At 53.9% G+C, this 13,117-nt stretch carries 12 protein-coding genes; 3 read left to right on the top strand and 9 right to left on the bottom strand.

Features of this window, described 5'->3' with window-relative positions:
* Window positions 1-1,398: ABC transporter substrate-binding protein (locus CPT76_RS05340; RefSeq protein ID WP_105442168.1), on the bottom strand; the 1,398-nt coding region annotated here is incomplete at its 3' end.
* A gap of 30 nt (window positions 1,399-1,428) precedes the next feature.
* On the bottom strand, window positions 1,429-2,349 hold the full coding sequence (locus CPT76_RS05335) for an ABC transporter ATP-binding protein (RefSeq protein WP_105442388.1): 921 nt from the start codon (window positions 2,347-2,349) through the stop codon (window positions 1,429-1,431).
* Between the two features lie 437 nt (window positions 2,350-2,786).
* On the opposite strand from CPT76_RS05335, the gene CPT76_RS05330 reads away from it, so the two are divergent.
* Window positions 2,787-4,181 (top strand): amidase, encoded by a 1,395-nt coding sequence (locus CPT76_RS05330; protein WP_105442167.1) that lies wholly within the window; start codon window positions 2,787-2,789, stop codon window positions 4,179-4,181.
* Window positions 4,182-4,263: 82 nt separating this feature from the next.
* Window positions 4,264-4,548: a hypothetical protein gene (locus tag CPT76_RS05325; RefSeq protein ID WP_105442166.1), complete on the top strand. Its 285-nt coding sequence runs from the start codon at window positions 4,264-4,266 to the stop codon at window positions 4,546-4,548.
* Between the two features lie 73 nt (window positions 4,549-4,621).
* Here CPT76_RS05325 and CPT76_RS05320 read toward each other — a convergent pair whose 3' ends face one another.
* Window positions 4,622-5,590, bottom strand: a complete 969-nt coding sequence (locus tag CPT76_RS05320; protein ID WP_181152695.1) for a LysR family transcriptional regulator — start codon at window positions 5,588-5,590, stop codon at window positions 4,622-4,624.
* 208 nt (window positions 5,591-5,798) lie between these two features.
* Between CPT76_RS05320 and CPT76_RS05315 the strand changes: the two genes are divergently transcribed.
* Window positions 5,799-6,443, top strand: coding sequence for a cysteine hydrolase family protein (locus CPT76_RS05315; protein WP_258168101.1), 645 nt, complete (start codon window positions 5,799-5,801; stop codon window positions 6,441-6,443).
* Window positions 6,444-6,550: 107 nt separating this feature from the next.
* On the opposite strand, the gene CPT76_RS05310 is transcribed toward CPT76_RS05315, so the two are convergent.
* From CPT76_RS05310 to CPT76_RS05285, 6 genes are all read right to left on the bottom strand, one after another.
* Window positions 6,551-6,865: a hypothetical protein gene (locus CPT76_RS05310; protein WP_105442164.1), complete on the bottom strand. Its 315-nt coding sequence runs from the start codon at window positions 6,863-6,865 to the stop codon at window positions 6,551-6,553.
* A 246-nt stretch (window positions 6,866-7,111) separates the two neighbouring features.
* Window positions 7,112-8,863, bottom strand: a complete 1,752-nt coding sequence (locus CPT76_RS05305) for a glycoside hydrolase family 2 protein (RefSeq protein WP_105442163.1) — start codon at window positions 8,861-8,863, stop codon at window positions 7,112-7,114.
* Between the two features lie 29 nt (window positions 8,864-8,892).
* Window positions 8,893-9,912 carry a hypothetical protein gene (locus tag CPT76_RS05300; protein WP_105442162.1) on the bottom strand — a complete coding sequence of 340 codons (1,020 nt, stop codon included), beginning with the start codon at window positions 9,910-9,912 and terminating at the stop codon, window positions 8,893-8,895.
* Window positions 9,909-10,715, bottom strand: a complete 807-nt coding sequence (locus CPT76_RS05295; protein ID WP_105442161.1) for a carbohydrate ABC transporter permease — start codon at window positions 10,713-10,715, stop codon at window positions 9,909-9,911. The genes CPT76_RS05300 and CPT76_RS05295 overlap by 4 nt, the downstream gene beginning before the upstream one ends.
* Before the next feature lie 3 nt (window positions 10,716-10,718).
* Window positions 10,719-11,600: a carbohydrate ABC transporter permease gene (locus tag CPT76_RS05290; protein WP_076171002.1), complete on the bottom strand. Its 882-nt coding sequence runs from the start codon at window positions 11,598-11,600 to the stop codon at window positions 10,719-10,721.
* A gap of 85 nt (window positions 11,601-11,685) precedes the next feature.
* Window positions 11,686-13,041 (bottom strand): ABC transporter substrate-binding protein, encoded by a 1,356-nt coding sequence (locus CPT76_RS05285; RefSeq protein ID WP_105442160.1) that lies wholly within the window; start codon window positions 13,039-13,041, stop codon window positions 11,686-11,688.
* Window positions 13,042-13,117: the final 76 nt, after the last annotated feature.

The following is a 13,117-nucleotide window of genomic DNA, read 5'->3' as shown; positions in this document are numbered from 1 at the left end:
GGAGTATCCGCCGATATTCAAGCCTTTCGGAAACAGAGCCGACGACGAGAAGAAGTTCGGGAAGGAGTTCGGGGCGATGGTCGGCAGGGATATATTTATTGCGCCCACTTCCTTGTCTTTGGGGAACCCTTGAAGATACTGGGTCAGCAGCGACTGCCACTCGATAGATTCGATTTTCACGTCGATCCCCACAGCCTTCAGGTCCTTCTGAACGTATTCGTTCATCTGCACCGGCCACATGTTGCCGGATCCGCTTGTCGGGACCAGGAAGGTGGTTGAGAAGCCATTGGGATAACCCGCTTCCGCCAGCAGCTTCTTGGCTTTGTCCGGGTCATAGGCATACGGCTCCGCATCGGAACTGTACCAAGCATGCCCTTTGTACATCAGCTGCGTCGCCGGGATGGAGGCGCCGCCCAGCAAGTCGGCGCTCATGCCCTCTCGGTCGATCGCGTAATTCGCCGCCTGCCGCACCTTTTTGTCTTTCCACGGGCCATCGGCCGTGTTCAGGACATACGGCCAAATGTGCGGGTACGTATTGGTCAGCACCTGGAATCCCATGCTTTTCAGCTGCTCAATCGATTCGGTTGGCGGAATCTCGGCCCAGTTGACCTCCCCGGACTGAATTGCCGCGAGCCGGGCGGACGGATCACTGATCGGCCGGAGCACCACCCGATCCAATTTCGGGACCGTGCCCCAGTACTTGTCGTTCTTATCCATAACCAATTCCTGCCCCTGCTTCATGCTCACAAATTTGAAGGGCCCTGTTCCGGTGGGATGATTCGCATAATCCCCACCGTACTTCTTGACCGCTTCCGGGCTTGGTATCAGGATGCTGGCCAAGTCGTACAGCAGAAAGCTGTATGGTCCGTTGGTATAGATTCGAACCGTGTTTTCGTCTGCCTTGGCGTACTTCGCGATAAAACGAAGCGAGCTGCCGGTGGAACCGGCAATTTTTGCATCGTAATACGGGGAATCCGGCTTCAGCAGACGGTCGAGGGCAAAGATGACGGAATCCGCATTAAACGGCGTTCCGTCATGGAACTCAACCCCTTGGCGCAGATGAAAGGTCCACTCGGTGGGATCGCTGTTCGAATGTTCCCACGATTCGGCCAGGCCGCCCGTGAGTTCAGCCGGCTTGTCGCCCTGCGTCAAATCCCATTTCACCAGCGCGTCGTACAGCTGATAGCCGACAAAGCGCATCCCTTCGTAGCCTTCGGTCGGCATCGTGTCCGGTACCGGGATGTTCGCGGCGGACATGGCAATCACCAAGGTCCCTTTCGCCGCCGAGCCTTCGGCGGCTGCTCCGCCTCTGCCGCACCCGCTAAGAACCATTGAGAGGCACAGGATAAGCAGCAGTGTGATGGCGTACGTTTTTTTCAAGCTTGAGTATGGTTTCATCTCCGGCACCTCCACAGGGTTCCATTATTTTTATTGGGCGTATCTTTCCCGGCCGGCAATCTGGAAGCAGGCCGCCTGCTGTGATCGTCCCGCGCTTACGTAATCCGGGACACTCTCTGTGCACCGGCTCTCGGCATAAGGACAGCGCTGTGCAAAAGCGCATCCCGGCGGCATTTCCGTAATGAGCGGCGGCTGTCCGGGGATGGTGGACAGCCTTCCCGTTTGCTTGCTCTGAGGCGTCGCCGCAATCAGCCCGGCCGTGTAGGGATGCATCGGTCTGGTCAGAACCTCCTCCGCCGATCCATACTCGACGATTTTGCCGGCATACATGACGGCGACCTCGTCGGCCATTTCGGCGGCGACGCCGATATCATGGGTGACCAGCACGATCGACATCCCGAACTCGGCCTGAAGCTCCTTGAACAGCCGAAGGATTTGCGCCTGAATGGTAACGTCCAGGGCGGTGGTCGGTTCATCGGCGAGAAGCAGATCGGGACGGCAGCCGAGCGCCATCGCAATGACCGCCCTCTGCCGCATGCCGCCGCTCATCTCGTGCGGGTAGGCGCGCACCCTTTCCTCCGGCGAAGGAATGCCGACCTTACGGAACAGCTCGATGACCCTATCCTTCGCTTCTCTTCTCCCCACTTTATGGTGCGCCCTGATCGTTTCCTTCAGCTGGTCGCCGACCCGGTAAAGCGGGTCGAGCGCCGAGAGGGCGTCCTGGAATATCATCGCCACCCGGTTCCCGCGGATCCCCACCATTTCTTTCGGCGATTTGCCCAGCAAGTCTTCTCCTTCGAGCCGGACGCTGCCGGCAACATTCGAACCGCGCTGCGTCAGCCGCAGAATGGAACGGAGCATGACGCTCTTCCCCGAACCCGATTCCCCGAGAATAACCGTCGTCTTGCCTTTTTTGACCTGCAGGGTGACTCCCCTGACGGCATCCACCATCCCTTTCTTGGTCGGGTCGAAAATGAGGTGACAAGGCTGTCGATTTCCAAAAGATTTGACATCATATTCCCTCCTTCGCAGCTTCTGAAAAATGGTTCTCCCCGGCCTTTGATCAATCGGTTTTTTGCAGCATGCCAGGAATGCTGTTTGTGTGATAAATACTAACATAAATTTCGCAATGTTAGGATATCGAAACATTCTATACCTTGTTTCAGCCCATTTTCGGCAAAAATATGTTATGTTTATTAACAATTACCTCCCTATATACAAAAAATGATTGGACTTTTGCGTTCAAGGACCATTATTCTCCCATAGAAATGACACGGTTTAAAGGTAAATCAACTATGGGTGGATACCCTTAAAAGATCCATTTGTTCAAGTCGTTCGAGAGGTAGAGAACTCATCCACAATTTTTTTTCGCAAAGGAGATGTTATCTATGACCACCCTGCATCAGGAGCTGCTGTATGATACGATCGCCGGTTTATCGGAACGGATCCGCAGCCGCCGCATTTCACCCGTCGAAATTACGCAGATGCTTCTCGAACGGATTGAAACGCTCAATCCCCGGCTGAATGCGTACGTAACGGTTACGGCCGATCTCGCGCTCGCCCAGGCCAAAGCGGCCGAAGTTGAAATCATGAAAGGAGAGTACAGAGGTCCGCTTCACGGAATTCCTATCGCCCACAAAGATATTTACAATACCCAGGGAATACGGACGGCTGTCGGCTCTAAAATCCTCGAAACATTCGTGCCGGATACGGATGCCACCGTCGTCCGTAAGCTGGCAGAAGCAGGCGCGGTCCTGCTCGGCAAAGTGCAGACCCACGAGTTTGCCGCCGGGACGCTGACGAACAGCCCTCATTTCGGTCCCTGCCGCAATCCGTGGAACCTGGAGAAATCGCCGGGCGGCTCAAGCGGTGGCTCGGGATCGGCCGTAGCGGCCGGACTTGCCTACATGGGCACAGGCACGGACACCGGCGGCTCAGTCCGCATTCCCGCAGCGGCCTGCGGCATCGTCGGCCTGAAGCCGACATACGGAAGGGTCAGCCGCCATGGCATTTTTCCGCTGTCGTGGTCGCTGGACCACGCCGGCCCGCTGACCCGCTCGATCCAAGACGCCGCCATCTGCCTTCAGGCTATGGCGGGGTATGATCCGCTGGACGATACGTCGGCCGACGTATCGGTCCCGGATTTCACCGGTATGCTTCGCGGCGATCTGCACGGCATCACCATCGGGATTCCCTCGTCCTTTTACTACGATGGCATTGATCCGGAGGTGGAGGCCGCCCTTCAGGCAGCCATGGGGCAGTTCAAGCTGCTTGGAGCGAATGTCATTGAAGTGGAAATACCGCTCCTAAGCCGTGTCAGCGCGATCGGCAACGGTATTTGCATGGGCGAAGTCGCCTCCATTCACGAGAAGTGGTACCGGGAACAACCCGAGCAGTATGGACCGGATGTCCGGGGAATGATCGAAGGCGCCAGCCTGATCCCGGCCGTCCACTATTTGCAGGCACAGCGGGCGCGCCGGCTCCTGCAGCAGGAGTATACGCAGGCGCTATCTGCAGCCGACGTCCTGCTTACCCCGACCCTCCCGGCAACTGCGCCCGGCATCCACGACGTCGAAATCAGCATGCGCTTCGCTGAACTGACCATGCCGACGAACGTAACCGGCCTGCCGAGCCTCGCCATGCCCTGCGGCTTCTCGGCTGCAGGGATGCCGATCAGCATGCAGCTCATCGGCAAACCGTTTGCCGAAGCGGAGCTCCTCGGCATCGGCCATGCGTATGAACAAAGCACGGACTGGCATTTCCGTCATCCGGAGCTGGACTAGTCGAAAAACCGGTTTCTGCATATCACCTGATCAGTGGACAGACGAGTCAGCCCGCTACATACCATACCAGAGGAGGAATACTATGGATAACGAATACAAGCTAACAGCCACTGCCCGGAAAGAAAGGGATGCGGAAGAAAGCACCGCCGAGGTTCTGCAGGCAGCGATCATCGGCATCCCGATGGCCAAAGAGCGTTTAGAAGCGGCAGCGTCTGCCGCCATTCCGCTCCTTTCGCTTCTAGGCACTTTGTATGACATCGACGTCGAGGGCATCGAGCCTGTCATCCAGCCGATGTTCAGAAACAGTATGACAACTGCACCCGCTGCGCCTTTGATGAATCCGTGCTCGATCGACTTCTTCGTTTGAATCCGCACAGGCAAAAAAGCACCCTCCCGGCTCATTTCATCCAGGAGGGTGCTCCTATTTTGTATTTGTCTCCTTATCCATTCAAACCGCCGGAAGCGGCGGAGTGCCCTGCGCCCGGCTTGTATCTGGCAAGCAGCCTGCGCTGTAATTCGCCGATCGGCACGTCGAGCTGGACGGATTCCGAATATGCCATGTATACCGGTAGAGCCGGCAGCATGGAACCAAAAGGGATCATTCGGATGGGATAGGCCTCCAGGTACAACTCAGGGACGTAGCATTTGGGCACGAACGTGTATCCCTGGCCGTTGGCCACGACCCCCAGCATCATATCGCTGCTGTCCACGATTTGAAACTTGTCTGGCGTGGACCCAAACAGTTTGGATAGCACCTCCCATACATTCACGTAGGTGGCGATCGGATTTTCGAACAGCACGAACATGTCATGCTTGAGCACGTCGATAAGGTCATCATCCTTGCGGATCACGCCCCGGTAGGCTTCTTCCGAACACAGCAGCACCCATTCGTCGTCCAGAAGATGCACCGGCTGCAAATGGCGGCATTCCTTCACATCATAAAACAGCCCGATATCGATGACCCCGTAATCGATCAGATCAATGAGCAGCATGGACGAACGGGAAACATACTTACACTTCAGATCGGGGCGAATGCGCTGCAATTCGGCAACCAGAGGGTACACGAACCTGCCGGACAGTCCGGTGTCGACGCCGATCACCATCCGGTCCATGCGGGTCACTTCGGCAAGGGAACGATCGAACTTCAGCAGATCTGCTTTGTTCAGCATCGCGGAGGCATTGTTGAACTGGCTTACCATTTGGATCGCATAATACAGAAAATAATGCCCTTCCTGCGTCAGCTTCACTCCGTCCCACCCCCGGTCCAGCAGCTTGACTCCCATCCCCTCCTCCAGCTTGCGTATTCTTGCGCTAAGCGTCGGCTGGGTGACATGCAGCATCTGGGCAGCCTTGGAAATACTCTTCTCCTTGGCGATCGTTGCAAATGAATGCAGACCTTCCAGATCCATTCCATCCCCACCTTCCATAAAATTGGTCTTACCGATCAGCAGGTCGGAGGAATTCACGATTGTGTAAGAATAAATAACATATATTATCCTATTTATATCATATTTCTTGTAATTCAGGGTATAAAAAAGTGCGATATCCTGTAATCGGCGATTTAATGTTATATTATTTAACATAAACACAACAACATTTATTTTGGAGGGATTTCATTTGAGTACCCATGCATGGCTTCGTCCGGAGGATACCGCCCTGATCATCATCGACATGCAAAACGATTTTTGCCACGAAAACGGAGCCTGCGGCCGCGCGGGAGTCGTCGATATTCCGGCGTTCCAGGCTTGTGTGCGGCCCATCCATGACCTTACCGGTCAAGCGAGGGCTAGCGGGGTGCCGGTCATCTTCGTACAAATGACGTTGGACGCGGGCACTACCTCCCAGGCATGGGAGCTGCAGCATACGGCCAGCGGCAACCCGCTTCGGATCGTCGAGAAGGGAAGTTGGGGCACGGAGCTGTACGGGCTGGAGCCCAAGGAAGGCGATTATGTGGTGGAAAAGCATCGGTACAGCGCATTTATCGGCACCAACCTCGATTTGATGCTGCGCTCTCTGGGATGCAAATCTGTTGTCCTGACCGGCGTCCTCACGAACGTATGCGTGGAGTCGACCGCCAGGGACGCATTCATGCTCGACTATAACGTGACGCTCGTCGAGGACGCCTGCGCCGGTTCCTCTGCCGAGGCCCACGAAATGACCTTGTCGAACATTGGGCAGTACTTCGGAAAAGTCATGAAAACCGGAGACGTGAAGGCGGTCTGGTCGGAATTAACGGCCGGTGTTGCTACCGTAAACGGATGAATATCCGGTCCTAAAAGGCTAAGCTGCATTTGCTTGGTTCCGCTCGATCATCAAAAAAAAGGGAGCCCGCCGGCTCCCTTTTCTTCACTAACGATTATTCTAATGCCTTATTTGACCAACTCCGCCTTAAACACGCCATCCAGCGTCTCGCCGGCGTCCAGCCGTTTCTTTAACGGAACCTTCACATCTCTGGCCAGTTCCTTGAAGAACGTTTGAACATCGCATTTGACGTCGTTCAGTTGCACATTGATGGTACCGTCGGCCGTAATGTCGCGGTTATCTTCAGAGGGAACCGACACGACAAGATCGTACTTTTTCATCAATGTCTTACTGTACCTCGTGAACACTTCGATCAGCTCCTCGTTTTCGAAGTTCCCGATGGCATTTTTGCCTTTGTTTGTAAAAATCAGTTTCATTTCCATTTCTCATTCCCCTTTTCCTGTATCACCATGGTTTTATTCGGACTCTGAGTTCCATTGGTCACGCGATGGTTCTAAACAAAGAAAGGGCCCACATTATCCAGATCAATCATATCTTTGTCTTATATATTATAACAGTCTTTATACCGATTAACTAGGCGATGCCACCATTTACAAAAAAGAAAGCCCCGAAACGGGGCCCTCTTCACTCTTTATTTACATATTAGCCACTCTATTTTAAAAGCTGTATCAACGTCCCTGCACAATCTCACGGATCTTCTCCAGCGGAATCTTTGGCTGCCGGTCGTATGTCAGCAAACCGTTAATTTCCTGTTCGACGTCCGTCAGCTGCGTATAGCAGAAGCCCTGAAGCACGGGCGAAGCTAGAGCGCCCTGAACCACGTCGGCCAGGCGCCGTTCGAAATCTTCCTCATTCGACGCTCCGGAGTAACCCCACCCTTCCTGGTTCCCCTTCTGGAATGAGATTCCGCCGAATTCGGTAAGCAGCAGCGGCTGTCCTTCATAAGGATACCCCGGCACCAGAATCCAGCGGTTGCCCGGTTTTGCCTGAAGCGCCTGCTCCACGGTCGAATAGCGGTCTGCCAGCACTTCTTTGCGCCATTCGTAATCATGAATAGTAACCAGGTCGGTCTTGACCAGTTCCCAGCCGTCGTTAGAGATGACCGGACGTGACATGTCCAGCGATTTGGTCATGTGATACAGCGCCAGCGCATGCTGCTGCTCGGCAGGACTCACCAAAATATTCGTTACACCCCAGCTTTCATTGAGCGGAACCCAGGCCACGATGCAGGGATGATTATAATCCCGCTCCACCGCCTGCAGCCATTCCCGGGTGATCTGACCGGCATAGGTTTCCGTGAACCGGAACGCGTTGGCCATTTCTCCCCAGACAAGCAGGCCCAAACGGTCCGCCCAGTACAGGTAACGGGGGTCTTCGATCTTTTGATGCTTTCGGGCGCCGTTAAATCCCATTTCCTTCGTCAGCTCAATGTCTTTTTTCAGCGCTTCATCGGAAGGAGCGGTCAGCAGGCCGTCCGGAAAATACCCTTGGTCCAGCACCATTTTCATATAATAAGGACGGTTATTGAGCAGAACGACGCCGTCCTCGATCGAAATTTTCCGCATGCCGAAGTAACTGGCGACGGTATCCACCGCTTCTCCGTCAACCAGGAGCGTCAGCTCCAAGTCATACAAATTCGGACGTTCAGGCGACCACCAGCGCCCCAAGCCATGATCGTTAAAATCGTGCAGGCGGATGCGGCGCATCTCGTCTTTCCCCGTCACCGAATAGGTATCTTCGGAAACGACTTGCCCCGCGAAAGAAATAACCGACTTTAATTGAAGCTTGGCCCGGGTGTCCCAGCCCTGAACGAAAGCCTGCAGGGACACTTCATTCGTATCGATATCCGGCGTCAGCCGAATCCTACGGATATGGAGGTCATGCACAGGTTCGATCCATACCGTCTGCCAAATTCCCGTCGTTCTCGTATAGAAGATCCCGGCGGATTGTTCCTCCCAGTACTGCTTGCCCCGCGGAAGCGCCGCGTCCCGGCTGTAATCGACGGCTTTGACCACGATCGAGTTGTCCGCTCCCTGAAGCAGGTCCGTAATATCCGCGTCAAACGGGGTATGACCGCCTTCGTGGATAGCCGCGAGCCTGCCGTTCACCCATACTTTGCATTCATAATCCACGGCACCGAAATGCAGAATCAGCCGCTTGCCTTGGTACGCTGTTGGCACCGTAAAGTTCCGATGGTACCACACGATATCATGGAACGAAGGATCTCCGATTCCGCTCAGCTTGCTCTGATAGCAAAACGGAACCTGGATGGTCCGCGAGAAGGAAGGATGCTCGTACCATTTTTCCCTCTCGCCGGCCGCTTCGTCATCAAATTCAAAATTCCATACTCCGTTAAGGTTGAGCCAATCCGCTCTAACCAATTGTGGGCGAGGATATTCGCCGCGCAGCATCTCTGTCATTTCTCTCTACTCCTTTGAAGTAATCACATTTAGCGCGTACGCTTGGTAACGATCCAGCTGCAAAATCCGCATACGGCGAGCCAGCCTGCCGCGTACAGCAAGCCGCCGCCGCTTCCGACGAGAAGATCCGGCCAGCTGCTTTTTACCGTAAAAATCAGTAAATTGCTGAGCACCAGATACAAAAGCACGTTCCGCCCCATCGACTCCAAAAAGCCAAACGCGTACGGAATGCGTTCCAATACCCTGGCCAGCAAATAATAACCATATAATATGAAGGCCGCACCGATAATCCAGAACAATGAAGGCGGAAACCGCGAGGGAAGCTCCCCGGCATACCGCCAATTTGCCGCAAACAGTCCGGTTGCAAGCACCGATCCGGCGAGAACGAGCCAGTCGAAGCGAATCCGGTATTTGGCGAACAAGATCCCAAGCAGGTAATACGGAAAATATTGAACAGGCGGAAACGAGGCGAAATCCCTCGTGCCGACCAATAACCCAAGCTGGGGAACATGGACCGCTCCATAAGGAAACAGCGTCCCTGCAAGCAGCAGGCCTGCCGCCAGAAAACCCAGCCACTTTCGCCCGGATAGCCAGCGCAGCGGAACGAACAGCACCAAGCCGAGGACCATCAAATACGTAAAAGACACCAGGAACTCGGACCAGCCAGGAATATCCTTCAGCAGCATGATCGGCCGAATCGTGTCCCATTGGAGCGGCGCTCCGTCATGGAACACCCTGAACGCCGTTCCGGATACATAAAAGGCCAGCAGTGTTTTCAGCGCGGCTGTCAGCATCCGCGGGCAAGCGCTGCGAAACGGCTTGGAATAATAAGCAAGCTGCGATACATACCCGAAGCTGAACACAAACCCCGAGAAGGTGATGAGGTTGAAGAAATCGATCCAGCGGCTGATGGACGGGTACACGACCGGATCGCTGAAAAATTGCAACGTGTGGCAGTACACCATCCCGACGATCAGCAGTCCTTTGAACAGATCGATGGCACGCTCGCGCCGCTTCGGCTCAATCCCGGCTACGGCCGAGCCGCTCACCCTTTAATCCCCGACAGGCTGATCCCCTTGATAATTTGCCGTTCAAAGATCACAAACAGAATAATGATCGGGATGGAAGACAGCGTGTTCACAACCATCGGCTTCACGTAATCCTCCGAGTACTGACTCATCAAGGTCGGAATTCCCATCGGCAGCGTAAACAGCTTGTCGTTTGTCAGCGACAGGAATGGCCACAGGAAATTGTTCCACGAGCCGATAAAGGTCAGAATCGCCATCGACGCGAGCGCCGGCCGGGTCAGCGGTAGCATGATCACCGCGAATATTTTCCATACGCCGCCTCCATCCATCTGCACGCTCTCAATCAGGTCGTTCGGGATGCCGTCAAAAAATCCTTTAAGCACGATAACCGCCATCGGCGAAGCCAGCGCTGTGACGATCAACCCCTGGTACGAATTCAGCAAATGCATGTCCTTGGCGACCTGATACAGCGGAATGATGGTTGCTTCGCCGGGAACGAGAAGACCCGCCAAAATGAAAAAGAACATGATGGCTTTAAACCGGAAAGGAATTTTGGACAACGCATAAGCCGCCATAGCCGCAACTAGAACGGTCAGAACCGTGACGACGCCTGCGACGAAGAAGCTGTTCCACACCCACTGCATCAGCTTGGTACCGCTGATAATTTGTCCGTACACCGCGAAAGAATATGGCGGCGTAAACCAGTCGAACAAACCGGAGACCTTCATCCCTTCCTGCTTGATCGATACGACCAGCATCCAGACCAGCGGAACCAGAAACACGCACGCCGCGATGACAGAAATGATCCGGTATACCCATTTCATGCCTTAAGCCGCCTCCTTCCGGTTGTTAACGACATACTGGATAATCGACAATACGAGCAAAATCGCAAACAGCATATAGGACATCGTCGCCGCGTAACCCAGGTCATTTTTTTTGAAACCGCTCTGGTAAATGTACTGGATGATCGGCCTTGTCGAATCCAGCGGTCCGCCACCCGTAATGATGTAAATTTGCATGAACACTTTATAGGAAGCGATAATTTGCAGCATCAGAATCATCCGTGTGATCGAATTCATCATCGGCAGCGTGATCCGCCAGAACATCTGCCCTTTGGCCGCTCCGTCCAGCGATGCCGCCTCATAAATTTCGTCCGGAATTTCCTGCATGGCGGACAGATACAAAATAAAGTTGAACCCCACCGTCCACCACAGCGTCAGAGCGGCGACCGCAATCCAGGCCAGTGACGGCTCGGTGAGCCAGAAGATCTCTTTCCCTTCCGCCAGGATGCCGAGTCCATGCAGAATCCCGTTAATGAAGCCGGTATAGGGCTGGAACATAAACAACCCCAAATACGATGCCACCGAAACCGAAAGAATGCTCGGCAGAAAAAACGCGCTGCGGTACAGCTTCTGCAGCTTGGATTTCCGGTTCGCGATAAGTGCCAGCGCGATGGCCAGCACAATCATGGTCGGCGTCGTTAGAAAGACGAAAATCGTAGAATGCCAAACCGCAGCCCAGAACTGGTCGTCATGAAACATGCGCTGGAAATTGTCCCACCCGACATATTTCATCTTCCGGATCAGGGTCCATTTATAAAAGCTCATCTGCGCACCCTTAATCATCGGCCAGATCGTAAACAACACATACACAATCAGAAAGGGCAGTAAAAAAATCAGTGCCTGCAAGTCGATCCGAAGCTTCTTCATGACTCACCTTCCTCTCCTACATCGCTCAGGCAGGCTTGGAGCCAGCCGCCCCAAACCTGTCTGATGGATCATACCTCATTCATGGTTACTCGCTTAAAACTTTACCGATCTCGGTTTGCATTTTGTCAACGGCATCCGAGCTCGACATCTTGTTGGACCATACTTCGTTCAAATATTTAAAGAGCGCGTTATCGCGGATCTGCCAGTTCTTGTCGGAATGCTTGTTGAATTTAACTGTGCTTGCCACCGAGACATAATCGCTCCGGTACGGCATCTCTTTGAATTCCGGCTTGTCGAATACGGCTGGCTTCGAAGGGATATGGCCCGCTTTCGCCCAGATTTCTCCGTGGTCGGCGATCCAGTTGGCGAAAATCAGTGCAGCTTTGCGTTTCTCCGGATCTTCTTTGCTCGTTGCCGGCAGAATGATCGTATGCGAATCGCCCCATGTCGCTTCCTGATCGAAAACTTTAGGGATCGGCATGGCCCCGAATTCCAGCCCTTTCGTTTTCTCCCACGTTCCGGTCGCCCACACGCCGGTCATCATGATCGCCGCATTCCCGCTCTGGAACGTTTTATAGAAATCCGGGTCGTTCAGCTTGATGAAATTGTACTTATGGTATAAGTCCTTAATATAATCCGCGGCTTTGACGGCTTTTTCTTTGTCGATGTCGGCTGATTTCAGGTCGTCGGATACGACGTCATTGCCGCCCTGCTGCGAATAAAGTGCCCACCAGAAACGGAATGGATCGTCGTTGGAGCTCGAGAGTGCAAACGGATATTTGCCTTTCGGAAGCTTCTCTTTCAGCGTTGTCAGAAACTTGATGAATCCCTCGCCAGATTGCTCCAGAACCGGCTTGCCGTCTTCGCCGAGCAGCCCTGCGTCTTTAAGCAGCTTTTTATTGTAGTACATAATAAACGGATGTGTATCGATCGGAACCGCATAATGCTTGTCATCGTAAACGGAAGCTTCCAGAATGTTCTGGTTGAACGTGCTCCAGTCGATGTTGGCATCCTTTGCCGAATCGTCCAGCTCGGTAGCAACTCCCTGATTGATCAGGTCGGGAAGACGGGAAATATGGGAGATGCCCACATCCGGACCGTTGCCTGCGCCAACCGCTGTGATCAGCTTCGTATAATACTCGCCCCAGACGAGCTTCGTATTTTTCACCTGAATATCGGGATGCTCTTTATTGAACTGGTCTACCATCGCCTGCATGTTATCACCGTCTCCGCCGTCAAACAGCGTCCAGAAGGAAAGGTTCACTTTCTCGCCGCTGCCGCCGCCCGTATCCGTCGAAGCGCTTTCACCAGTACCGCCGGACGCGTCTCCGCCTGTACTGTCCGCCCCACCACTGCTACCGCTGCCGCCGCTGCCGCAGGCGCTGAGCAATAAGGTCAGAGACAGTAATGTGATCCACATGAAGCTGAATTTTCTTCTCATACGTACCCCCCATTTTCGTCACCGTAGTCGTTCTAAAGAACAACGTTATTGTTTTATTACAACTTTATTGTTCTTA

Origin of the sequence: Paenibacillus sp. AR247 (assembly GCF_002968895.1) — a bacterium.
Lineage (GTDB): Bacteria > Bacillota > Bacilli > Paenibacillales > Paenibacillaceae > Paenibacillus_AQ > Paenibacillus_AQ favisporus.
This window is presented reverse-complemented; position numbering and strand designations above follow the sequence as displayed.